Source organism: Microbacterium sp. NPDC089190, from assembly GCF_040701795.1.
GTDB classification, from domain to species: domain Bacteria; phylum Actinomycetota; class Actinomycetes; order Actinomycetales; family Microbacteriaceae; genus Microbacterium; species Microbacterium galbum.
In genome coordinates this window covers 615,425-639,078 of the sequence record NZ_JBFBHF010000003.1, presented here as the reverse complement: position 1 = coordinate 639,078, position 23,654 = coordinate 615,425, and the positions used below count along the sequence as shown (strand labels likewise).

The window sequence follows — 23,654 nt, the reverse complement described above, 5'->3', positions numbered from 1 at the left end:
AGGAACCGCGGCGCGATAAGCGCATGTCGATCGGGGCGCACCTGGTCGAACTGCGCAAGCGGTTGATGATCGCCGCGCTCGCCCTCGTGGTCGGCATGGTGGTCGCGTTCATCATCACCGATCCGATCATTCACCTGATCACCGAGCCGATCCGCGAGATCGCCGCGCGGCGAGGAGACGACTTCTCGGCGCTGAACTTCACCTCGGTGACGTCGGCGTTCGACCTGCGCATGCGGATCGCCTTCTCGATCGGCATCTTCCTGTCGGCGCCGATCTGGCTCTGGCAGATCTGGGCGTTCATCATGCCCGGTCTCACCCGCAAGGAGATCCGCTACACGGTCGGCTTCGTGGCATCCGCGGTTCCCCTGTTCTTCGTGGGGTGCTGGGTCGGTCTGCTCATCGTCCCGCACGTGATCGAGCTCATGTGGGGCTTCACCCCCGAGGGCGGGGTCAACTTCTACAACGCCGTGGACTACTACGACTTCGTCTTCAAGCTGTTGATCGTCGTGGGCGTCTCGTTCGTGCTGCCGGTGTTCCTGGTCGCCCTCAACGTCGCGGGCGTCATGAGCGGCAGGGCGATCCTGAAGGGATGGCGAGTCGCGATCCTCATCGCCGTCATCTTCTCGGCCCTCGCCACCCCCGCGGCCGACGTCGTGAGCATGCTGATGCTGGCCGGCATCCTGATCGTGCTCTTCTTCGCCGCCGCCGGACTGTCGCTGCTGTTCGACCGCCGCAAGGCCCGTCGCGTCGCCGCGGAGATGGCGCCGGGGCCCATCGCGTGACCTGCCCCAGCCCCGCGGAGCGCTTCGCCCGCGCGAGCGCTCGCTCGTCGCACCCGCACACCGCCGACTTCGCCGAGATGCAGCGGTTCGAGCTCGACGACTTCCAGATCGCCGGATGCCACGCCCTCGAGGACGGGCGGAGCGTCCTGGTCGCCGCGCCCACCGGTGCCGGCAAGACCATCGTCGGCGAGTTCGCCATCCACCTCGCGATGCTCGAGCCGGGCGACAAGGCGTTCTACACCACGCCCATCAAAGCGCTCTCGAACCAGAAGTTCCACGAGCTGCAGGAGGTGTACGGCGACGACGAGGTCGGCCTGCTCACCGGCGACACCAACATCAACGCCTCGGCGCGCATCGTCGTGATGACCACCGAGGTGCTGCGCAACATGCTCTACGCCGATTCACCGGCGCTGCGGGGCCTGCGATTCGTCGTGATGGACGAGGTGCACTACCTCGCCGACCGCTTCCGCGGTGCCGTGTGGGAAGAGGTCATCATCCACCTCCCGCCGTCGGTGAAGCTCGTGTCGCTGTCGGCGACCGTGTCGAACGCCGAGGAGTTCGGAGACTGGCTCGACACCGTGCGCGGCGACACCGAGGTCATCGTGTCGGAGACGCGTCCTGTTCCTCTGGAACAGCACGTGCTCGTGCGGGGCGACCTGCTGCCGCTGTTCGACGACCGCGCCGGCGTGGCCACGGCCCAGGTCAACCAGGAGCTGCTGCGCATCCGCGGAGGCAACGCGGGCGGGTACGAGAACAACCGGCGCGCCCAGGAGTACCGCTCCGCCCGCCACGCCGGAGGCCCGCGCCACGCGCATCAGCGCCGCGGCGGACACAAGCCGCTGCGCGCGCAGCAGGGCCCGCGCATCGAGCGCATCGACCGTCCCGAGGTGGTCGAGCTGCTGCAGCGCAACCACCTGCTGCCGGCGATCTTCTTCATCTTCAGTCGCGCCGGGTGCGACGCGGCCGTTCAGCAGCTGCGCCGCGCGAACGTGCGTCTCACCTCGGTGGAGGAACGCGTCGAGATCCGCCAGATCGTCGACGAGCTGACCTTCACCCTCAAGGACGAAGACCTCGCCGTGCTGCACTTCTGGGAGTGGCGCGACAACCTCGAGCGCGGAATGGCGGCCCACCACGCGGGCCTGCTGCCGGCGTTCAAGGAGGTCGTCGAAGAGCTCTTCCGCCGCAAGCTCGTGAAGGTCGTCTTCGCGACCGAGACGCTCGCCCTCGGCATCAACATGCCCGCGCGCACCGTGGTGCTGGAGAAGCTCGAGAAGTTCAACGGCGAGGCCCGCGTCGCCATCACCTCGGGCGAGTACACCCAGCTCACCGGCCGTGCCGGCCGTCGCGGCATCGACGTCGAGGGCCACGCGGTCGTGCAGTTCACCGAGGGGCTCGACCCGCAGTCGGTCGCGGCCCTCGCCTCACGTCGCACCTACCCGCTCAATTCGAGCTTCCGCCCCACCTACAACATGGCCGTGAACCTCATCGACCAGTTCGGGCGGGCCCGCGCGCGCGAGATCCTCGAGTCCTCGTTCGCCCAGTTCCAGGCCGATCGCTCGGTCGTGGGTCTGGCGCGTCAGGTGAAGGATGCCGAGGAGTCGCTCGACGGCTACGAGAAGGCGATGACGTGCGACCGCGGCGATTTCCGCGAGTACTCCACGATCCGCCGCGAGCTCAGCGACCTCGAGAAGATCAACCGTCGCGACGCCACCGCGCCCCGGCGCCTGAGGGACGAGCGCCAGCAGCAGATCCAGTCGCTGCGCAAGCGGATGCAGCGGCATCCGTGCCACTCGTGCCCCGACCGCGAGGCGCATGCGCGCTGGGCGGAGCGGTACTGGAAGCTCAAACGCTCGACCGACAAGACCCGGCAGCAGATCGATCAGCGCACGGGCACCGTGGCGCGCGTGTTCGACCGGGTCGTCGAGGTGCTCGCCGCGCTGGAGTACGTGGCGATCGAGGCCGACGGCGCGACGGTGCTCACGCGCGCCGGCCGCACGATGCGCCGCATCTACGGCGAGCGCGATCTGCTGGTGGCCGAGTCGCTGCGCCAGGGCCTGTGGGACGGGCTGGACGCCGCCTCGCTCGCCGCTCTCGCGTGCTGCCTCGTGTACGAACCGCGGCGCGACGAGGCCGGACCGGGGGAGCGAGGACTTCCCCGCGGTGCCTTCCGGGGAGCCCTGGATGCCACGCAGACGCTGTGGCAGGAGCTCGACGACCTCGAACGCGACCACCGCCTCCCCGGCTCGGAGAGCCCCGCCTCGGGCCTGGCGCCGGCCATGCACGCCTGGGCGCGCGGCCTGCCGCTGGACAGCGTGCTGACCCTGGCCGACATGGCCGCGGGGGACTTCGTGCGATGGGCCAAGCAGACGATCGACCTGCTCGACCAGATCTCGCTCGTCGCGGAGCCGCCGCTCGCGAAGACCGCGCGCACCGCACTGGACGCGGTGCGCCGGGGCATCGTGGCGTACACGTCGGCATGAGCGGCACGACCCCGCCGCCGCGACCTGTGCTGCGCCTGGCCTTCGCCGCGCCGTTGTCGGTCGTGGCGGGACTCCTTCTGGTCACCGCCTATCCCGCGCTCGCGTGGTGGCCCCTGGCGTTCCCGGCCGTCGCCCTGGCCCTGCTGACGCTCATCGGCCGCCGGTTCTGGTCGGCCGTCTTGGTGGGCTTCCTCTTCGGTGTGGCCTTCTTCTCGGTCAACCTGCTCTTCACGGCGCGTTACCTGGGACCCATCCCGTGGGCCGCGCTCTTCGTGCTCGAGGCGCTGCTGACGGCGGTGCTCGCGGTGCCGATCGCCCTGGCGTACCGGTGGGTGCCCCGCGTGGTTCCCGGGGTGCTCGGCCGCACGCTCGCGCTCCCGGCGCTCGTCGCGGGGCTGTGGGTGCTGCGCGAACAGATCGTCGGGTCGTGGCCCTACGGCGGCTTCCCCTGGGGGCGCATCGGCGTGTCGCAGGTGAACGGGCCGTTCGCCGAGGTCGCGTCGTGGGTGGGGATGTCGGGCCTGTCGTTCCTCATCGTGCTGCTGTGTGCGATGGCGGTCGAGCTCGTTCGCCTTCGCCGTTTTCGCAGGCCCCTCGCCGCCGTCCCCACCGCCGGGTTGCTCGTGGTGCTGCTGGTGCTGCCGCAGTTCCCGACCGCGGCTGCCGGGTCGCTCCGCGTCGGCGCGGTCCAGGGCAACGGCCCGGCCGGGTACTTCGACCAGCGGGCGCGCAATGCCGTGTTGAACGCGCAGCTGGCGGCATCCGCCCCGCTCTTCGGCCAGCAGATGGACGTGCTCCTCTGGCCCGAGGGAGGCGTCGACTCCGACCCGACCGCGAATAGCTCGACCTCCGCGGTGCTCGAAGAGCTGTCGCGCCGCGTCGACGCGCCGCTGCTCGTGTCCGCGGTGACGGAGCGCGGGCCCGACCTGTTCAATTCGGCACTGCTGTGGACGGCCGACGGGCAGTCCGGTGCGACGTACGACAAGCGGCATCCGGTGCCGTTCGGCGAGTACGTGCCCGACCGGGCGTTCTGGGAGCCCTTCGCTCCCGACCTCATCGGGCTCATCGGTCGCGAGTACACGCCGGGCACGGCGAGTCCGCTCATCGACATCGACGGCGTGGGCGTGGGGCTGGCGATCTGCTTCGACGTCATCTACGACGACGTCGTGTGGGACGGGGCCGACGCGGGCGCCCAGGTCTACATGTTCCAGACCAACAACGCCGACTTCCGCGGCACCGACGAGAACCTGCAGCAGCTCGCGTTCGCGCAGATGCGCGCGATCGAGACGGGGCGTGCGGTCGTGAACCTGTCGACGGTCGGGACCAGCCAGGTCATCGCGCCCGACGGGTCGACGCTCGATGCTCTGCCGATCGACGAGGCCGGCCACATGCTGACCGACGTGCCCCTCCGCACCGGCCTGACGCCCGCGGTGGTGATCGGTCCCGCCGTGAAGATGGTGCTGGGGTGGGGGAGCCTCGCCGGTCTTCTCGCGGCAGGGCTGTCGCTGGCGGTGCGCGCGCGGCGCACGAAGAAGACGCCGACCCCCACGGGGGCCGGCGTCTGAATTCTCAGGGCGTTTCGCTCAGGACGTCCTGATCAGGACGCCCTGATCGGTAGGTCAGGCGCTGAGCTTCTCGTTGCCCGCGCCACGACGGGCGCGCACGAAGGCGAGGCGCTCTTCGAGCAACTCTTCGAGCTCGGGGAGCGTGCGGCGCTCGAGCAGCATGTCCCAGTGCGTGCGGGCGGCCTTGTCGCCCGAGTGGTCGACGGTCGCGGTGCCGTCGCCGATGCGCAGCAGCGCTTCGGCGCCGCACGTGCGGCACTCCCAGGACTCCGGAACCTCGGCGTCGGCAGCGAAGGTCAGGACGGTGTCGCGTCCGCAGGTGCTGCAGATGTAGGTGTGTTGTGCACGGTCGTGGAACACGACGCCGTCTTCGCTCTGGAGGCTTTGGGCGCCGAGTCGGATGCCGCGGAGACTGCGGTCTGCCATTTTGTGGTCCTCTCGTCGGTCACCATGTATAACGTCCGCACCTGTGCGCTTTATTCGAACGACGGGCATCGTGGCGCCTTTCACAGAGGATGCTCAGACAGCCGGAGTTCCCCGCGTGTTCACCTTACGGAGGGCCGCGTCGGCCCGGTCGGTGACGAGGCCGTCGACGCCCAGATCCAGCAGGCGTTCCATGTCGTCGTCGGCGTTCACCGTCCACACGTGCACCTCGACGCCGTGCGCGTGCGCATCGCGCACGAGGCCGCGCGTGACGATGCGCAGCGGCCCCTGCCTCTCCGGTACCTGCAGGGCGTCGAGCCCGTCGAGGAGGGCGCCCACGCGCCCCGACCGTCGCAGGGCGCGCGCGGCGAGCAGCCGCACCACCGTCGCCTGTCCCGGCGATGTCGCGGGGCGTTGCGCGGCTCCGGCTGCGTGCGCGGCGGCGAGCGCCTCGAGGCGGCGATCGTCGGAGAAACTCGTCACGAGCACCCGCTCGGCGTGCGGTGCGACCAGCCGCCCGACACCGTCAGCGGCGGCAGCCGTCTTGACGTCGAGGTTGAACCGCAGCTCGGGGAACGCCTCGAGGGCCTGCGCGAGGGTGATGAGACCGCCGCGGTCGGCCATGAGCTCCTCGAGCTCGTGGAGGCGCACATCGGCGATCTGCCGCGGGTCGCCGGCCACGCGCCGGAGATCGTCGTCGTGGAACAGCACGACCGTTCCGTCAGCGCTCACGTGGCAGTCGGACTCGACGTACGCGGCCCCGGCGGCGTGCGCCTCGGCGACGGCGGCGAAGGAGTTCTCGACGACGCCGTGGGAGGCGGCATCCGCCGTCACGAGTCCGCGGTGGGCCAGCACGCGCGGAGCGGCGGGGGACAGGTAGGGATGCCGCATCATCGGGGCGTGGAGGGGTCCGCGTCGGGCGAGAGCGACGCGGGGCCGTCCGCGCCGGGAGTGCGGGAGGTGAAGGCTCCGGAGAAGCCCTTGAGGGCTTCGGTGAACTCGCTCGGGATGATCCACAGCTTGCTCGCGGCGCCGTCGCTGATCTTGGGCAGCGTCTGCAGGTACTGGTAGGCGAGGAGCTTGTCGTCGGGACGGCCCTCGTGGATCGCCGTGAAGACGGAGTGGATGGCCTCGGCCTCGCCCTGCGCGCGCAGCACCGCCGCCTGCTTGTCGCCCTCGGCCTCGAGGATCGCCGCTTGACGGCGGCCCTCGGCCTCGAGGATCTGCGACTGCTTCGAGCCCTCGGCGGTCAGGATCGCGGCGCGCCGGTCGCGTTCGGCCCTCATCTGCTTCTCCATCGAATCCTGGATCGAAAGGGGCGGATCGATCGCCTTGAGTTCGACGCGCCCGACCCGGATCCCCCATTTCCCCGTGGCCTCGTCGAGCACGACGCGCAGCTGCCCGTTGATGTTGTCGCGACTGGTGAGCGCTTGCTCGAGGTTCAACCCGCCCACGACGTTGCGCAGGGTCGTGGTCGTGAGCTGCTCGACGGCGCCGAGGTAGTTGGCGATCTCGTAGGTGGCGGCGCGCGCGTCGGTGACCTGGAAGTAGACGACGGTGTCGATCGAGACGACGAGGTTGTCTTCGGTGATCACCGGTTGCGGTGGGAACGACACGACCTGCTCGCGCATGTCGATGAGCGGTCGCACCCGGTCGATGAGCGGGACGACGAGGTTGAGGCCGGGCGTGAGGGTCTTGTGGTAGCGCCCGAGACGCTCGACGACCCCCGCGCGGGCCTGCGGGATGATGCGGATGGCGCGCACGAGCACGATGACGACGAACACCGCCACCACGATCGCGAGGACCCACCCGATGGTGGCCGGGATCGACGTTGCGAGGTTCATGACGGTCCGATTCTCATGGGGGTGCCTCCTGGCTTCGCGCGGACGACGGCGGTGGCGCCGTCGATGCGGACGACCTCGATGCGCGTGGCGGGGTCGAGTCGGGTGTCGCCGTCGCTGCGAGCGGTCCACACGTCGCCGTTCGCGAGCTTGACCTGCCCCGCGACGGCGGGAGAGACCCGCGACAGCACGAGACCCTCGAGCCCGAGGAGCGCTTCCACGTTCGACGGGCGGGCGTCGGCGCCGCGGTGCAGTCGTCGAAGGAGCGGGGGGCGCAGGAAGACGAGGAGGGCGACGGCGGCCAGGGCGGCTGAGACGACCTGCAGCCACAGCGGTGCGCCGAGTACTCCCGCGCCGAGCCCGACCGCGGAGCCGGCGGCGAGCATGAGGAACGTCAGCTCGCCCGTGAGCATCTCGACGACCAGGAAGACCAGGATCAGCACGAGCCACCCGATCCAGGCCCACGTGTCGATGATGGAGAGAACGTCCATGTCGCACCTCCTGAGCCCGAACGTAGCACCGGGGAACGCCACCCGGGCCGCTTCCCGACGACCGCACAGGCTTCCCCGGCGGAGAAGCTTTCCCCGGCCGACCGGCTTCGCCGACCGAGGGCCTCCGCCGCTCGAGGAGCTACCCTTCCCGAGAGGGCGGCGGGGCGGTCGGTAGGCTGGGGAGTCGACCCACGATCCTCAGGAGTTCTCCCGTGTCCCAGACCCTCCCGTCCGGCTCGCTGAGCGGCAAGACCGCCCTCGTCACCGGTTCGTCGCGCGGCATCGGCGCCGACACCGTCCGCTACTTCGCCGAGGCCGGCGCCGATGTCGTCATCAACTTCCGCAACAAGGCGCCGCGGGCCGAGAAGCTCGCCGCCCAGCTGCGCGAGCTGGGTGTCGAGGCGCTCGTGGTGGGCGCCGACCTGACCGACCCCGAGTCGGTCGCGGCGATGTTCGGCGAGGTCGAGCGCACGTTCGGCGGCCTCGACATCCTCGTGCTCAACGCCTCGGGCGGCATGGAGTCGGGCATGGCCGAGGACTACGCCCTGCTGCTGAACCGCGACGCACAGGTCAACGTGCTCGAGACGGCGCTGCCGCTGCTGAACGACGACGCGCGCGTCGTCTTCGTCACCAGCCACCAGGCGCACTTCATCCGCTCGACCCCGACGATGCCGGAGTACGAGCCGGTGGCCCTCTCCAAGCGCGCGGGAGAAGACGCGCTGCGCGAGAAGATCCCCGCCCTCGAGGAGCGCGGGATCGGCTTCACGGTGGTCTCGGGCGACATGATCGAGGGCACGATCACCGCGACGCTGCTCGAGCGTGCGAACCCCGGCGCCATCGCCGCCCGCCGCGACGACGCCGGCAAGCTCTACAACGTCGCCGAGTTCGCCGCCGAGGTCGCGCGTGCGGCCGTCGACCCGGTGCCCGCCGACAACATCCGCCTCGTCGGAGACACGGGTTCGTTCGGAGGCGAGTGAGCATGCGGCCGACCGACATCGAGTCCCTGATCGGGGTCGGTCGGCCCGCGATCTCCTCGGACGGCGCCTTCGCCGTCTTCGCGACCTCACGCCCCGACCTCGCCGCCGACCGTGCGGTGGGTCAACTCTGGCGGGCCGATCTCGCCACGGCCTCGTCACGCCGTCTCACCCGTGGGGTGGAGGATCGGTCGCCGCGTCTCTCACCCGATGACGCCGTCGTCGCATTCCTCCGCGGCGACGCGAAGGGGCGCCTGCAGATCTTCGTCGTCGGTTCCTCCGGCGGTGAGCCCGTGCAGGTCACCGACCGACCCGGGGGAGTGACCGACCTCGCCTTCTCGCCCGACGGCCGACGTCTCGCGTTCACGGCACGGGTGCCGGAGCCGGGGCGTTACGGCACCGTCGAGGGGCGGGATGCCGGTGCCGAACCGCCGCGGCGCATCACCGGCATCCGGTGGCACGCGAACGGCCTCGGGTATCTCGATCGTCCCGCGCAGGTGTTCGTGGTCGACGTGCCGTCCACCGACGCGGAGCCGTTCTACGAGCCCGCGCCCGCGATCGACGAGCCCGAGACGCGCGTCGTGCCCCACCCTGCGACGCAGCTCACCCGCGGCGGCACGAGCTGGGCCGGCGTGGCCTGGACGCTTGACGGCGCCGAGGTGCTCAGCGTGCCCGACATGATCGAGACCTCGCGGCGCGACCTGCGCGACCGCGTCGTCGCGATCGCCGTCGATGGGGGAGTGCAGCGCGAGGTGCTGGGCATCGCGGAGAACCTGTCGGTGTCGGCGGTCCAGACGGCGCCCGACGGAACGGTCTTCCTCCTCGCGCACGATGTCGGCGGCTCGGGCGTGGACTTCGTCGCGCCGGGCGTGGCGCTGTTCGCCCTCGACGGCGACGCACCACGCGTGCTGACCGACCCCGAGACGATCGACCTCGGCGAGGTGGGGAGCCATCTCTCGTTCGACGGCGACGACGTCCTCGTGCAGGATCGCACCCGCGGGCGGGTGCGCCTGCTGCGCGTGACGCGGACGGGCACCGTGACCGAGGTCCTCGGCGGCGACCTCGAGGTGAACGGCCACGCCGCGGCGGCGGGACGGGTCGTGGCATCCGTCGCCTCTCCCGAGTCGTTCGGCGAACTCGTGATGATGCACGGGCGCGAGATGCGGGCGTTGACGAGGTTCGGGGCCGCGGCGTGCGACCGCGGCGTCGTCGTGCCGATCGATCACGAGGTGACCGGGCGCGACGGCTACCCCGTGCACGGTTGGGTCGCCGTCCCCGAAGGGGAGGGCCCGTTCCCGGTGATCCTGCAGATCCACGGCGGACCCTACGCCGCCTACGGCGTGCACCTCTTCGACGAGACCCAGGTGCTGGTGGATGCCGGCTACGCGGTGGTCTACAGCAACCCGCGGGGGAGCGCCGGATACGGTCGCGCCCACGGGCGAGCGATCCGGCAGCGCATGGGGACGCTCGACTTCTTCGACGTCATGGACTTCTTCGACGCCGTCGTGACAGCCGACCCGCGGCTGGACGCGGGACGCGTCGGCGTCATGGGCGGGTCGTACGGCGGGTATCTCACGGCGTGGATCATCGCGCACGACCACCGCTTCGCGGGCGCGATCGTCGAGCGCGGCTTCCTCGACCCCGCCTCCTTCCCCGGTTCGAGCGACATCGGCTCGTTCTTCGGCCAGGAGTACGTCGGCACCGATCCGATGCAGGTCGCGGCGCAGAGTCCGATGGCTGTGGTCGACCGGGTGCGCACGCCGACGCTCGTGCTCCACTCCGAGCTCGACTTCCGCTGCCCGCTCGAACAGGCCACGCGCTACTACGCGGCGTTGAAGCAGCAGGGGACCGAGGCCGAGATGCTCGTCTTCCCCGGCGAGGATCACGAGCTCACCCGCGCCGGGCGGCCGCAGCACCGCGTCCAGCGGTTCGAGGCCGTGCTCGAGTGGTGGGGCCGGCATCTGCCGGTGACCTGACGGAAGGCCCGGACGCGAGGGCATCCGGGCCGTCCGGCGGTCGGGGTCAGACGGCCTTGCCGAACTGGATCGCGCGGACGATCTGGAAGACGCCGAGGATGACGAGCGAGACGCCGATCAGCAGGAACAGCGTGACCGCCCCCAGCAGCGGCGAGAACAGCAGGACGACGCCGGCGACGATGCTGACGATCGCGAAGAAGATCGTCCATGCGCGCGCCTTCGATCCGTGGCCCGCGGTGGTGAGCGAGACGACGCCCTCGATGATCCACAGGATGCCGACGAGCGTGCCGATGAAGACGCCGAACCACGCGGCGGTGGCCGGCAGGTTGGTGAAGGAGAAGATGCCGGCGACGATGAACAGCACGCCCAGCACGATGTAGCCGATGCGCGCCCAGCCGGAGCGCCAGAACAGACCGATACCGATGTTCACCAGTCCGGCGATGATGACGTAGACGGCGATGATCCCGACGGCGACCTGGGCTGTGCGACCGGGCCAGAGCAGGATCAGCAGGCCGATGACGAGCGACAGCGCGCCGCTCACGCCGAGGGCGGTCCGGACGGCTCCGACGGCGGGACTGGTCGTGGACGAGGGCGACATGGCGAGCCTTTCTGAGTGAACGCTGAGAACAGTGCTCACCCTAGACCCGGGCGTGAAACTCGCGCGAACGTCCCGTCGCGGACGGTCACGCGGGGGAGTGGTCGAGCAGGAGCGCGACCGCGAACAGTACGGGCAGGCACCCGACCGTCGAGATGAACACGACGTCGCGCGAGAGGATCTCGCCGACGCCGTAGCGCTGTGCGAAATTGAACACGTTCTGCGCGGTGGGAAGTGCCGCGAGCACCACGACGATGAAGATCTGCTCCTCGGGCAGACCGAACAGCGACGCCACCAGCAGCGCGATCGCGGGCATGACGATCAGCTTGAGCGCCGAGGCGATGACGACGTCCACGCGGCGCCCGGGCTCCGTCAGCACGCGCTGGCCGTACAGCGACATGCCGTACGACATCAGCAGCACGGGGACGCACGCGCCCGCGATGAGATGGAGGGGGTCGAAGACGATGGGCGGCAGGTCGATGCCGAGCAGCGCGACGAGGACGCCGAGCGCGGAGCCGATGAGCATCGGGTTCTTCGCCGTCTGCGCCAGGATGCGTCCGATGTTCCGGGAGCCCGAGGTCGCGGCATCCAGGATGCCCAGGGCGATCGGCATCAGCACGAGCAGCTGGAACAGGATGACGGGCGCCGAGAACGCGGCGTTGCCGAGCATGTAGAGCGAGATCGGGATGCCGATGTTGTTGCTGTTCACCTGCCCCGCCGACAGCGCGCCGATCACGGTCTCACCGACCGGTCGGCGCAGAATCAGCGCCGAGATGAGCACGGAGACGGCGATGATCGCGGCGGCGGTGATCATCGACACCGGCAGCAGGGCCGAGAACAGCGTCGCCACGTCGGCCGTGGCGAGCACCGTGAACAGCAGGAACGGCGACAGCACGAAGAAGGTCAGGCGGCTGAGGACGTGCCGCGCGTGCGGACCCAGCAGATCGATGCGCGCGATGACATAGCCCACGATCACGGCGAGGCCGACGACGGCGAATCCGGTGAGGATGCCGCTCACGCGTGGATCCCGTGACGGGACGGGGCGGGGGAGAGAGGCATCCTCTCGAGCGTAGCGGGGGCGCGGAGGCGGCCGTGACGCGGGTGCGGGGCGGGAGGGAGCTTCGCACGGAGCGGGGGCGTGTCGGGTCACGGGCAGCGGCGCAAGTCCCGGGGGAGGCTCGGGACGCGGCTCTATCCTCGGCTCCTGACATCCCCGTCGGGGGCCATCGACCGTCTGGAGCTCCGAGTGAACACCTACCCCGCCAACCTCACCGAGATCCTCGAGCGTGAACCGCTGCCGGCATCCGGGATCGACTCGGACGACGTCGCGTACGAGATCGACGGCGTCGCGTATCGCGGGTATCGCGCGCGGCCGGCCGGCGAGGGGCGGTATCCGGGCGTCATGGTCGTGCACGACTGGCTCGGTGTGACCGACTACGTGCGCATGCGGTGCGACATGCTCGCCCGGCTCGGTTACGCCGCGTTCGCCGCCGACGTGTACGGCGCAGACGTGCGACCGACCCCACAGGAAGCCCCGGCGGTCGCCGGGCGCTTCTACCAGGATCGTCCGATGTGGCGGAAGCGCCTCGTCGAGGCCTTCGAGCAGCTTCGCGTCGACCCCTCGGTGGATGCCGACCGCACCGCGGCCATCGGCTACTGCTTCGGCGGTTCCTCGGTGCTCGAGCTCGCTCGCACGGGCGCGGACGTCGACGCGGTCGTCAGCTTCCACGGGGGCCTGCTCACCGGGCCCGAGGGTGAAGCGGAGAACATCACCGCCGGCATCCTGGTGCTGCACGGCGCGGCGGATCCCGTCGCGCCCGACGACGCGATGATCGCCTTCGAGAACGATCTGCGGACGGCGCCGTCGGTCGACTGGCAGCTCGTGTCGTACGCGAACGCGATGCACGCGTTCACGCTGCCGGATGCCGATGCTCCCGAGCAGGGCGCGCAGTTCCAGGCCACCGCCGAGCGACGCAGCTGGGCGGCGATGAAGGCGTTCCTGTCGGAGATCTTCGGCTGAGGCGGGCTGCTGCGTGGCCGCTGGGCCGCTGGTGACGCAAGCCGATAATGCACATTATGTCAGTTTACGTCGATCGACCGGATCCCCCGCGCCGAGGGAAACCCGTGCGCTGTCTCTCCGTCGGAGTCAGGACCCCGTGCGGATCCACTCCGACGTGACGCCGATCACCCGCGACCCGTCGAGATCGCCCAGCGACAGGCCGGCGAAGCGCACCGCGGCCTCCGACGTCTGCCACCGGAATTTCGGCTCCGACGTGGTGGCCGCCTCGACGACGGCTTTCGCGGCGTCCTCCGCCGATTGCGCGGCCGCGAACGACGCGGCCGTGCGGTCGAGGTAAGCCTGCTGCAGTTCGCTGTAGGGGCCGGCCGGGGCGCGGTGCACCGAGTCAGTGAACGACGATGCCACCGCCGCGGGCTCGACGATCGAGACGTCGATGCCGAACGGCGCGACGACCGGGGCGAGGGACTGCATGAGCCCCTCCACGGCGAACTTCGCCCCGCAGTACGCGTCGGCGAACGGCTGGCCGACCGCTCCCCCGACGCTGGTGACGGTGACGATGCGTCCGTGGCCGCGTTCGCGCATACCGGGGAGCACCAGACGGGTCAGGCGGGCGACGGAGAGGTAGTTCGTGTCGAGCTGCGCTTGAAGATCGGCGTCCGACAGCTGCTCAAGCGTGCCGACCGCGCCCCGACCGGCGTTGTTGACGAGGATGTCGACGGGGCCGACGACGTCGATCAGAGCCTCGGCTGCAGCGGCATCCGTCACCTCCAGAGCGCGGATGTCGAGCTCGACCCCCGCCCGGGCGGCGGCCTCGCGCAAGGCGTCGGCGCGGGAGACGTCGCGCACCGTCGCGATGACCGCGACACCCGCCTTCGCGAGTCCGATGGACGTGTGCAGGCCGATGCCGCTAGAGGTGCCGGTGACGAGCGCAGTAGTCATACGCTCATCCTCCTCCCGTCCGCGCGAGAGGGAAATGCGGTTCTCATCCAGCGAACGCTGACAGGCTGACGCGATGACGATCGATCGGGGGCACGGTCTTCGCCGCGCCATGAGGCGCCGTCCGCGGACGACCGTGGCTCTCGCGGCGACCGGACTGTTCGTGCTGTGCCTCGCGGTGCTGACGATCGTCATTGCCGTCGGAGCGCGCGGCGACGGGAGGACCGAGGTCGTCGTCGGATCGTGGGATGCCGACGCGATCCTCTCCGTGGCGGGACCGGCATCCGGTCTGCTCCTGCTCGTGGTCCTGTGCGCGATCCGGGCTCCGCGGTGGTGGCTGCTGCTGTTCGTGCCGCTGCGCCTGGCGGTGAGCGTGGTGCTTCTCGGTGCGCTGCTCCTCGCGGCGTTCAAGACAGGCGGAACCGTCGTGCCCCTCGTCGTGGACGGGTGCCGGAGCGGCTACGTGGTCAGCGAACGCCGGCCGTGGGACGAGACCGACGTGCGGGTGCTCCGAGTCGACGGGCTGACGGGAACGCTCGTCGCGAGCGGGACGGCTCGCGACGGCGGGCACCCCTTCGCCGAGGGGGACTACCGAATCGTGAGCGACGGCGAGAACCTGCGCGTGCGGTCGTCCCGCCTCACCGGTCCCACGTTCGTTCTGCCGGTGCTCGCCGATCCGGTATCCGGTTCGTGCGGTCTGCCGGATGGGGAGGGGCCCCTTCTCACGCCCACGGCGGAGCCGGCGGCTCGACAGTCCGAGGAGGGGCCTGCGCCCGCCCCGATTCTCGGCGACAGGCGCGCTGAGGTGGCCCGCATGGTGCAGGTGACCCTGGATGCCGCGACCACACCTGTCAGAGACGCGGACGGGGCGTTCGTCGAGGCCCCGGCGGCATCCGATCTGCCGTGCGACGGCACGACCGGGATCGCCCTCGCCTTCGCGACGGGCGACAACAGCGCCTCGTACGCGTCGATCCTCGCGGCGTGGGACGCCGAGGGCTTCTCCGCCGATCGCGCGATGCAAAACGACCTCCGCGACAACGGCGTCGTGCGGCTCTCCGCGCGCGACAGGTCGACGATCGACGGCCTGCTGCACCTCGCGCTGACGGCGCCGTGCCGTGCCTCGTGACACAGGCGCGGGCACAGCGCGTCACGCGTGAGGCAGTGACGGGGCGGGCGTCCGTGCGTCGCGTGTGACGGGTCAGCGGGCACGGGGTGTCGCAGACACCGGAGCCGCGGTCAGGTCAGGGGTTCGAGAGTCACCCATCGGCCGCCGAACTTCGGCTCGCGGCCGTCGCCCGACGACGTGCGGGTCAACCGCCGCCGCACCCAGGGCGCGACGTGCTCGCGATAGTAGGCGGAGCCCTTCAGCCGCTCGATCTCGGGGATCTCGCGCAGATGCCACCACTCCCCCGGCGGGGTGAGGCCGACGGACTCGATCACGCGGGCGGCGACGCGATGGTGGCCGCGAGGATTCATGTGCAGGCGGTCCACCGACCAGAACTCCGCGCCCGCCAGCTCCCGGTCGAACCAGTTGTAGGCCGTGAGCACGTCGGGCCGCGCCTCGAGGCGCTTCTCGACGGCATGCGAGAGGCGGTCACCCCGCGCCTCGATGAGTTTGCCGAGCGGGAGGCCCGCCGACGGATTCGCACCCGAGAGCACGATGAGCTGCACGCCCTCCTCGTCGCAGCGGCGAACGACGTGGTCGAAGAGGTCGACGATGCGCTCGATGCCGGTCCGCGGGCGCAGCATGTCGTTGCCGCCGCCGTTGAACGACAGGTGGGTCGGCTTCAGCGCGAGCGCCGGCTCGAGCTGCTGCGCGACGATCGGCTCGATGAGCTTGCCGCGGATAGCGAGGTTCGCGTACTCGATCGGCTCCCCCGCGGCATCCGCCCATCCTTGGGCTGCGAGATCGGCCCAGCCTCGTACGGTGCCGTCGGGTAGTTCGTCGCCGACCCCCTCGGTGAACGAGTCGCCGATCGCGACGTAGCGCACGGATGCCATGCCCCGAGCCTACGTGGCGTCCCCGCTCCCCGCCCCGGCCTCCCGGGTCGAGTGTCCACGACACGCCGTTGCGCCGTCGCGTGTCACGGCGTGTCGTGGACACTCGACGTCTGATGAGCCGGTGTCAGGCGAGCGCTCGGCCGCGCTGCTCGCGCAGGAAGAGGGCGGCCACGACGGCGACGGCGAAGAACGCCGCGAAGACGACGAAGAGCAGGGGCGCTCCGCCGAGCCCGAGCAAAGGCGGCACAGCGAGAGGGGCGAGGATGGATGCGATGCGCCCGACCCCCGCGGCCCACCCCGCGCCCGTCGCACGCAGGGCCGTCGGGTAGGTCTCCGGGGTGGCGGCGTAGAGCGCGCCCCACGCTCCGAGGTTGAAGAACGACAGGGCCATGCCCGCTGCGATCACCGCGACCTCGCCCGACGCCGTGCCGAACAGCACCGCCGAGACGGCGGATCCCGCGAGGAACGTCGCGAGTGTCGCACGGCGGCCCCACGCCTCGATCAGCCAGGCCGCGACGGCGTAGCCGGGCAGCTGGGCGAGCGTGATCACCAGGGTGAAACCGAACGAGCGCACGAGGTCGTAGCCCTGCGAGACGAGGATCGTGGGGATCCAGATGAACGCCCCGTAGTACGAGAAGTTCACGCAGAACCACAGCACCCACAGGCTCGCGGTGCGCGCCCGGAGGGCGGGTGCCCACAGTGCGCTCACGCGCGGCCGGGGGGCGGGAGAAGATGCCGCGACCCCCTCCGTCGACGCTTCGAGGGCGATGCGACCGGCGGCGGCCTCCAGGTCGCGCACGATCACGACCGCCTCCGCGTTGCGTCCGCGCGAGGCGAGCCACCTCGGGGACTCGGGCAGCCCCCACCGGACGACGAGCGCGTACACCGCGGGGATCGCGCCGAGGGCGAAGGCCCACCGCCAGCCGTCGGCGGACGACGGCACCACGAGGTAGCCGATCACCGCGGCGGCCGTCCATCCGACCGCCCAGAACGCCTCGAGGAAGACGATGAGACGCCCCCGCATGCGCGCCGGCGCGAACTCGCTGACGTAGGTCGAGGCCACGGGCAGCTCCGCCCCGAGGCCCAATCCGACGACGAAGCGCAGCACGAGCAGCGCCGCCAGCCCTCCCACGAGGGCGCTCGCGCCGGTGGCCACGCCGTACACCAGCAGGGTGAGGGCGAAGACATGACGGCGGCCGAAACGGTCGGCGAGCAGTCCGCCGACGCTCGCCCCGATCGCCATTCCGGCGAACCCCGCCGACGCGATCCACGACGCCTGCGTCGGGGCCAGCTGCCACTGCACGCTGAGCGCGGCGATGACGAACGAGATGAGCCCGACGTCCATGGCATCCAGGGCCCATCCCAGCCCCGATCCGCCGAGGATCCTGCCGTGCCGCCGGGTGAACGGCAGGGCGTCGAGACGCTCGGACACCCGGACGGTGTCGGTGCTCGTGGTCACCGGGCGACGGGAGCGTCGGCGAGCATGTCGTGCACGAGCGGTCGCACCTGCGTGCCGTACAGCTCGATGCTGCTCAGGAGGTGGTCGTGCGAGATCGACCCGCTGGCCATCTTCAGTTGGAAGCGGCTGTTGCCCAGCGCTCGAACGGTCGCGGCGATCTTGCGGGCGACCGTCTCGGGCGAGCCCACGTACATCGAGCCCTCGGGGCCGACATCGTGCTGGAAGCGCAGGCGGTTGTACTCCGGCCAGCCGCGCTCGCGCCCGATCGTGTTGTTCAGCTCTGCGACGCCCTCGTACGCCTCTTCCCACGCCTGCTCGTCGGTGGCGGCGACGTGCCCGGGCGAGTGCACCGAGATGGGCATCTGCGGCTTGCCGAGCTCGGTGAGCGAACGGCGGTACAGGTCCGCGTACGGGCGGAACCGCGCCGCCGAGCCGCCGATGATCGCGAGGACCAGGCCGTACCCGTAGCGCGCCGTGCGCACGACCGACTCGGGTGAGCCCCCGACTCCCACCCACGCCTTCAGACCGTTCTCGGTCTTCGGGTAGACGTCGGCGTCCTGCAGGGCGGGGCGCGTGCGGCCCGACCACGTGACGGGCCTCTCCTGCAGGAGGAGCGAGAACAGCTCGAGCTTCTCCTCGAAGAGCACTTCGTAGTCGGCGAGGTCGTAGCCGAAGAGCGGGAACGACTCGATGAACGATCCACGCCCGAGGATCACCTCGGCACGCCCGTGCGAGACCGCGTCGAGGGTCGCGAACCGTTCGTAGACGCGCACGGGGTCGTCGCTGGAGAGGACCGTGACGGCCGTGCCGAGGTGGATGTCCCGCGTCCGTGCGGCCGCCGCGGCGAGGACGATCTCGGGGCTGGTGACGGCGAAGTCCTTGCGGTGGTGCTCGCCCACCCCGAAGAACGACACGCCCACCTGGTCGGCCAGTACCGCCTGGTCGACGACGTTGCGGATGGTCTGCGCATCGGACAGCAGCGACCCGTCGGGGCCGCGTGAGATGTCTCCGAAGGTGTCGAGGCCGAGCTCGAGAGGGCGAACGTCCATGAGGTCTCCTTGCATTCGGATGAATGAACTTTACGCGTGCTCGGGGTATTCCCCCGCATCGACGAGGGGCACCGCCGCAGCGGCGCCCCTCGGGGAATCAGACGGATGCCAGAGCTGTGCGCAGCGTGTCGAGACCGACGCCGCCGATGTCGAGGGCCCGGGTGTGGAACTGCTTCATCGAGAAGTCCGCCCCGCGGCGCTCCCGCTCCTCCTCGCGCACCTGCTCCCAGATGCGCTGGCCGACCTTGTACGACGGAGCCTGCCCCGGCCACCCGAGGTATCGGTTCACCTCGAAGCGCACGAACTCCTCGCTCATGTTGACGTTCTTCAGCATGAAGGCGAGGGCGTAGTCGTGATCCCAGGTGCCGTTGCCGTCGAGGCGCGGCTTCTGCAGGTGCACGCCGATGTCGAGCACCACGCGCGCCGCGCGCATGCGCTGCCCGTCGAGCATGCCGAGACGGTCGGCGGGGTCGTCGAGGTAGCCGAGCTGCTCCATCAGACGCTCGGCGTAGAGGGCCCAGCCCTCCGCGTGCCCGCTGGTGCCGGCCAGCAGGCGGCGCCACGAGTTGAGTTCCGCGCGGTTGTACACGGCCTGAGCGATCTGCAGGTGGTGGCCCGGCACGCCCTCGTGGTAGACGGTCGTGAGTTCGCGCCACGTGTCGAACGTGTCGACGCCCTCCGGCACAGACCACCACATGCGACCCGGTCGGGAGAAGTCGTCGGTCGGACCGGTGTAGTAGATGCCGCCCTCGTTCGTGGGCGCGATCATGCACTCCAGGCGACGGATGGGCTCGGCGATGTCGAAGTGCGTGCGACCCAGCTCCTCGACGGCTTTGTCACTGGTGCGCTGCATCCACTCCTGCAGGGCCTGCGTTCCGCGGAGCTTGCGCGACTCGTCCTTCTCGAGGAAGGCCACGGCTTCCTCGACGCTCGCGCCGGGCAGGATCTCGTTCGCGATGGCCTCCTGCTCGGCGACCATGCGCGCGAGCTCTTCGACGCCCCACTCGTACGTCTCGTCGAGGTCGATCTCGGCCCCGAGGAAGCGGCGCGAGTGCAGCGCGTACATCTCGCGGCCGACGGCGTCGACGTCGCCCGCCACCGGGGCGAGCTCGCCCGCGAGGAATGTCGCGAGAGCGTCGTAGGCCACGCGTGCGGCGTTGGCGTTGGCGGACAGGTCGCGGGCGAGGGATGCCGGCAGCTGACCCTCCTCGGGAGCGGCATCACCGACGAACTCGGCGAAGAACCCCGTGTCGGACGTGTAGCGGGCGATCTGCGTCACGACCTCGGTCACCTGACGGCGGGCCGGAACGACGCCCTCGGCGATTCCGCGACGGAGCGTCGCGACATACCCGTCGATCGCAGCCGGGAGCGCCTTCATGCGCTCCGAGATGATCGACCAGTCGTCCACTGTGGCGGTGGGCATGAGGTCGAACGTCGAGCGGATGTCCTGCGCCGGCGAGGCGATGACGTTGAGGTCGCGCAGATGCGTCTTCGCCTCGTGCTGCTCGATCGTCAGGTCGAGCTCGCGACCCAGGTCCATCTTCGTGACCGTGTCGATTGCGTCGACGGGCTCGGCGGTCTCGAGCGCGCTCCGCGTCGCGCGCGCATCGGACACGAGGGCCTCGGCACCCTCGGGGCTGTAGTCGCCGAAGCGGCCGTTGTGCTCGAACCGGCCGATGTAGGTCGCCAGCGTCGGCTCGCGCTCGGCCAGGGTGTCCACCCACGCGTCCGCGATCGTGTCGATCGGCGTGGGGCTGCGGTGTGCGTCAGTCATCCTCCGAGCCTAGGGAAGGCTCAGCGATGGCGCACCCCGCCCCCGCCGGTGGAGGCGTCGGGGAGGAGGGGTGGCCGGGATCAGTGGCCCGCTTCGTCCCAGTCGCCGCCGCGACCGATCTGCACGTCGAGGGGCACCGACAGGTCGGCCGCGTCGGCCATGCGCGCGCGCACGATGCCCTCCACGGCATCCCACTCCCCCGCCGCGACCTCGACGACGAGTTCGTCGTGGATCTGCAGCAGCACGCGAGAACGCAGTCCCGCGGATGCCAACTCGTCGCGGATGCGGAACAGCGCGACTTTCATGATGTCGGCGGCACTGCCCTGGATGGGGGCGTTCAGCGCCGCGCGCTCCGCGTTCTCGCGCAGGACCCGGTTCATGCTGGTCAGATCGGGGAACGGCCGGCGTCGACCGAAGATCGTCTCGGTGTAGCCGTCTTGACGGGCCTGCTCGACCGAGCCCCGCAGGTAGTCGCGCACCGCACCGAAGCGGGCGAAGTACTCGAGCATGAGCTTCTTGGCCTCGGACTGTTCGATGCGCAGCTGCTTCGACAGGCCGAAAGCCGACAGTCCGTAGACGAGGCCGTACGACATCGCCTTCACCTTCGTGCGCATCGCGGGCGTGACGTCCTGCGGATCGACACCGAAGACGCGCGCGCCGACGAACCGGTGCAGGTCTTCGCCGGAGTTGAACGCCTCGATCAGACCGGGGTCGCCGGAGAGGTGCGCCATGATCCGCATCTCGATCTGGGAGTAGTCGGCGGTCAGCAGCGTCTCGTAGCCCTCGCCGACCTCGAACGCGGCGCGGATGCGACGGCTCTCCTCGGTGCGGATCGGGATGTTCTGCAGGTTCGGGTCGGTGCTCGACAGGCGGCCGGTCTGGCTGCCGGTCTGCACGTACGTCGTGTGGATGCGTCCGTCGGCGCCGGTCGCGGTGTCGAGGGCGTCGATGATCTGCTTGAGCTTCGTCGCCTCGCGGTGGCGCAGCAGCAGGTCGAGGAACGGGTGCGGAGCGCTCTCCTGCAGGTCGGCGAGGGCAGCGGCATCCGTCGTGTAGCCGCTCTTCGTCTTGCGCGTCTTGGGCAGCTGGAGCTCGTCGAAGAGCACCTCCTGCAGCTGCTTGGGCGAGCCGAGGTTCACCTCGTGCCCGATCGCCGCGTAGGCGTCGCGCGCGAGGGCGTCGGCGCGCGCACCGAGCTCGGCCGAGAACCCGTACAGCTTCTCGTGCGACACGGCCACCCCGGCCAGCTCCATGTCGGCCAACGCCGTGAGGGTGGGCAGCTCGATGTCGTCGAGCACGGAGGCGACCTTCTCGGGCAGCGTCCCGCGCTGCGCCTCGGCGACGCGGCGGGTGAACCACGACAGCTGGCCGGGAGTCGCGCCCTCCGTCTCGGGGACGAGCTGGGTGGGATCGGCGACCGGCAGCTTCTCGTCGAGCTCGCGCTCCACGAGGTCGGCGAGCGACTTGTCGGGGAAGCTCGGGCGAACGAGCCATCCGGCCAGCAGCACGTCGAATGCCACGCCCCCCACCGTGACTCCCTCGCGGGCGAGGGCTTTGATCTGGGGTTTGGCATCGCAGAACACCTTGGGGGCGTCGGATGCCAGCCACGGCGCCAGCGCGTCGTGGACGGCCGGACTCCATTCGGCCTCGACGGCCGCGTCAGCCGACGCGAGACCGATCGCCGTGGGCACGGAACCGGAGAGGCTGAGGGTGACCCCCACCTCGCCGTGCGCGTCGGTCGCCCACGCCGCGAGGGCCGCGGGGTCGAGGCGCTGCGGCGCGGGAGCGGTCGCGGTCGGGCGGACCTCTTCGACGACGCCGCCCTCGGCGCCCAGCGCGTCGAAGACGCGCGGCAGCAGCGTGCGGAACTCCAGGCGGGCGAAGATGTCGCGGACGGCCTGCGCGTCGAGCGGCTGGACGGCGAGGTCGTTCGGGCCGACCGGGAGCTCGACATCGCGCAGCAGGCGGTTCAGCGCGCGGTTGCGCTTGACGGCGTCGAGGTGCTCGCGCAGGTTGTTGCCGACGACGCCGGTGATCTTGTCGGCGTTGTCGAGGAGGGCCTCGAGCGACCCCCACTGGGTCAGCCACTTGACGGCGGTCTTCTCGCCCACCTTCGGCACGCCGGGCAGGTTGTCGCTCGTCTCGCCGACGAGGGCGGCGATCTCGGGATACTGAGCCGGCGGCAGCCCGTACTTCTCGATCACCGCGTCGGTGTCGTAGCGCTTGAGCTGCGAGACGCCCTGCACGTTGGGGTAGAGCAGCGTGACGTCGTCGGTCACGAGCTGGATGGTGTCGCGATCACCCGAGCAGACCAGCACCGTGAAGCCCTGCTCCTCCCCCTGCGTGGCGAGGGTCGCCAGGATGTCGTCGGCTTCGAAGTCTTCTTTCTTCAAGACCGGAACACCCATCGCGGCCAGGCACTCCTGCAGGAGCGGGATCTGCCCCTTGAACTCGGCCGGCGACTCGCTGCGGTTGGCTTTGTACTCCGTGTATTCGCGCGTGCGGAACGATTGCCGCGACGTGTCGAAGGCGACGGCGAGGTGCGTGGGCTTCTCGGCCTTCACGAGGTTCACGAACATCGACAGGAAGCCGTAGATGCCATTGGTGTGCTGGCCGTCCTTCGTCGAGAAATTGTCGACCGGCAGCGCGTAGAACGCGCGGTAGGCCAGCGAGTGGCCGTCGACGACGAGGAGAGTAGGCTTTTCGGCATCCGTCACTCTCCCAGCGTAACGAGAACCACGGACACTCCCCCGGCTCGGCCCGATTCGCGGCCGTCCCGCCCGGTACGACGAAGGCGACGATGAGCAGCTCCACGACTCCCGACACCCGCAGTGGCCTCGACTGGGCGCGCGAGCGCGGCATGGGGGCCCTCGCCGCGAAGATGGGCATCGAGTGGGTCGAGTTCTCGGTCGAGCGCAGCGTCGCGACGATGCCCGTCGAGGGCAACACCCAGCCGGTGGGTCTCCTGCACGGCGGCGCCTACGTCGTCCTCGGCGAGTCGCTCGGGTCGATGGCGGCCAATCTGTACGCCGGATCCGGCAAGCTCGCGGTCGGCATCGACATCAACGCCACGCACACGCGTTCGGCCACCTCGGGCATCGTCACGGGGGTCTGCACCCCGATCCATCTCGGTCGCTCGCTGACGGTCCACGAGATCGCCGTGAGCGACGAACAGGGCCGGCGCTGCTCGACCATCCGCATCACGAACATGATCAAGGACGCCCCGCAGCCCTGACCCGGATTTGCGCGGGAGGACCCGGAGCCTGTCGAAGGGTCCGGGCACAACGA

At 70.4% G+C, this 23,654-nt stretch carries 20 protein-coding genes; 8 read left to right on the top strand and 12 right to left on the bottom strand.

The features are described 5' to 3' along the window. Positions 1-23: 23 nt before the first annotated feature. The 3 genes from tatC to lnt are packed head-to-tail and all read left to right on the top strand — an operon-like array spanning position 24 to position 4,827. Positions 24-782 (top strand): twin-arginine translocase subunit TatC, encoded by a 759-nt coding sequence (tatC, locus tag AB0230_RS13015; RefSeq protein WP_315995802.1) that lies wholly within the window; start codon positions 24-26, stop codon positions 780-782. Then, complete coding sequence (locus tag AB0230_RS13010) at positions 779-3,262, top strand: DEAD/DEAH box helicase (protein ID WP_366376140.1); 2,484 nt, start codon at positions 779-781, stop codon at positions 3,260-3,262. The genes tatC and AB0230_RS13010 overlap by 4 nt, the downstream gene beginning before the upstream one ends. Then, on the top strand, positions 3,259-4,827 hold the full coding sequence (lnt, locus tag AB0230_RS13005; protein WP_366376138.1) for an apolipoprotein N-acyltransferase: 1,569 nt from the start codon (positions 3,259-3,261) through the stop codon (positions 4,825-4,827). The genes AB0230_RS13010 and lnt overlap by 4 nt, the downstream gene beginning before the upstream one ends. A 54-nt stretch (positions 4,828-4,881) precedes the next feature. Here the strand turns inward: lnt and AB0230_RS13000 are convergent, their stop codons facing one another. The 4 genes from AB0230_RS13000 to AB0230_RS12985 form a co-directional block, all read right to left on the bottom strand. Further along, a complete protein-coding gene (locus AB0230_RS13000) occupies positions 4,882-5,253 on the bottom strand; it encodes an RNA polymerase-binding protein RbpA (protein WP_315995799.1) in 372 nt (123 codons plus the stop codon). A gap of 93 nt (positions 5,254-5,346) precedes the next feature. Then, the gene (locus AB0230_RS12995; RefSeq protein ID WP_363391424.1) at positions 5,347-6,141 is read right to left on the bottom strand and encodes a glycerophosphodiester phosphodiesterase family protein; all 795 of its coding nucleotides are present in this window, start codon (positions 6,139-6,141) and stop codon (positions 5,347-5,349) included. Continuing rightward, positions 6,141-7,094, bottom strand: coding sequence for an SPFH domain-containing protein (locus AB0230_RS12990; protein ID WP_366376136.1), 954 nt, complete (start codon positions 7,092-7,094; stop codon positions 6,141-6,143). Before AB0230_RS12990 ends, AB0230_RS12995 begins: the two co-directional genes overlap by 1 nt. Further along, a complete protein-coding gene (locus AB0230_RS12985) occupies positions 7,091-7,582 on the bottom strand; it encodes an NfeD family protein (RefSeq protein WP_363391428.1) in 492 nt (163 codons plus the stop codon). The genes AB0230_RS12990 and AB0230_RS12985 overlap by 4 nt, the downstream gene beginning before the upstream one ends. 212 nt (positions 7,583-7,794) lie before the next feature. On the opposite strand from AB0230_RS12985, the gene AB0230_RS12980 reads away from it, so the two are divergent. Both AB0230_RS12980 and AB0230_RS12975 read left to right on the top strand, forming a co-directional pair. Next, positions 7,795-8,559 (top strand): SDR family oxidoreductase, encoded by a 765-nt coding sequence (locus AB0230_RS12980; RefSeq protein WP_366376134.1) that lies wholly within the window; start codon positions 7,795-7,797, stop codon positions 8,557-8,559. 2 nt (positions 8,560-8,561) lie between these two features. After that, positions 8,562-10,532 (top strand): S9 family peptidase, encoded by a 1,971-nt coding sequence (locus AB0230_RS12975; protein ID WP_366376133.1) that lies wholly within the window; start codon positions 8,562-8,564, stop codon positions 10,530-10,532. Positions 10,533-10,578: 46 nt separating this feature from the next. Here the strand turns inward: AB0230_RS12975 and AB0230_RS12970 are convergent, their stop codons facing one another. Together AB0230_RS12970 and AB0230_RS12965 are read right to left on the bottom strand one after the other, a co-directional pair. After that, positions 10,579-11,130: a DUF308 domain-containing protein gene (locus AB0230_RS12970; protein WP_363578998.1), complete on the bottom strand. Its 552-nt coding sequence runs from the start codon at positions 11,128-11,130 to the stop codon at positions 10,579-10,581. Positions 11,131-11,215: 85 nt separating this feature from the next. Continuing rightward, positions 11,216-12,145 (bottom strand): AEC family transporter, encoded by a 930-nt coding sequence (locus AB0230_RS12965; RefSeq protein ID WP_366376131.1) that lies wholly within the window; start codon positions 12,143-12,145, stop codon positions 11,216-11,218. A gap of 228 nt (positions 12,146-12,373) precedes the next feature. Here AB0230_RS12965 and AB0230_RS12960 point away from each other — a divergent pair, with 228 nt between their 5' ends. Next, positions 12,374-13,147, top strand: coding sequence for a dienelactone hydrolase family protein (locus AB0230_RS12960; protein WP_315995791.1), 774 nt, complete (start codon positions 12,374-12,376; stop codon positions 13,145-13,147). A 126-nt stretch (positions 13,148-13,273) separates the two neighbouring features. Here the strand turns inward: AB0230_RS12960 and AB0230_RS12955 are convergent, their stop codons facing one another. After that, positions 13,274-14,086: an SDR family NAD(P)-dependent oxidoreductase gene (locus AB0230_RS12955; protein ID WP_366376129.1), complete on the bottom strand. Its 813-nt coding sequence runs from the start codon at positions 14,084-14,086 to the stop codon at positions 13,274-13,276. Positions 14,087-14,159: 73 nt separating this feature from the next. Between AB0230_RS12955 and AB0230_RS12950 the strand changes: the two genes are divergently transcribed. Then, on the top strand, positions 14,160-15,209 hold the full coding sequence (locus tag AB0230_RS12950; protein WP_363579002.1) for a hypothetical protein: 1,050 nt from the start codon (positions 14,160-14,162) through the stop codon (positions 15,207-15,209). A 110-nt stretch (positions 15,210-15,319) separates the two neighbouring features. Here AB0230_RS12950 and AB0230_RS12945 read toward each other — a convergent pair whose 3' ends face one another. The 5 genes from AB0230_RS12945 to polA all read right to left on the bottom strand — a co-directional run bounded on the left by AB0230_RS12945 (position 15,320) and on the right by polA (position 23,083). After that, positions 15,320-16,084, bottom strand: a complete 765-nt coding sequence (locus AB0230_RS12945) for an SGNH/GDSL hydrolase family protein (RefSeq protein ID WP_366376127.1) — start codon at positions 16,082-16,084, stop codon at positions 15,320-15,322. A 124-nt stretch (positions 16,085-16,208) separates the two neighbouring features. Continuing rightward, positions 16,209-17,543: an MFS transporter gene (locus AB0230_RS12940; protein ID WP_315995787.1), complete on the bottom strand. Its 1,335-nt coding sequence runs from the start codon at positions 17,541-17,543 to the stop codon at positions 16,209-16,211. After that, positions 17,540-18,592 carry an LLM class flavin-dependent oxidoreductase gene (locus AB0230_RS12935; protein WP_366376124.1) on the bottom strand — a complete coding sequence of 351 codons (1,053 nt, stop codon included), beginning with the start codon at positions 18,590-18,592 and terminating at the stop codon, positions 17,540-17,542. The genes AB0230_RS12940 and AB0230_RS12935 overlap by 4 nt, the downstream gene beginning before the upstream one ends. A 97-nt stretch (positions 18,593-18,689) precedes the next feature. Next, the gene (locus AB0230_RS12930; protein ID WP_363579005.1) at positions 18,690-20,366 is read right to left on the bottom strand and encodes a DUF885 domain-containing protein; all 1,677 of its coding nucleotides are present in this window, start codon (positions 20,364-20,366) and stop codon (positions 18,690-18,692) included. Positions 20,367-20,446: 80 nt separating this feature from the next. Further along, the gene (gene polA / locus AB0230_RS12925) at positions 20,447-23,083 is read right to left on the bottom strand and encodes a DNA polymerase I (RefSeq protein WP_366376122.1); all 2,637 of its coding nucleotides are present in this window, start codon (positions 23,081-23,083) and stop codon (positions 20,447-20,449) included. A gap of 83 nt (positions 23,084-23,166) precedes the next feature. Between polA and AB0230_RS12920 the strand changes: the two genes are divergently transcribed. Next, complete coding sequence (locus AB0230_RS12920; RefSeq protein ID WP_315995783.1) at positions 23,167-23,601, top strand: hotdog fold thioesterase; 435 nt, start codon at positions 23,167-23,169, stop codon at positions 23,599-23,601. The last annotated feature ends 53 nt before the right edge of the window (positions 23,602-23,654 follow it).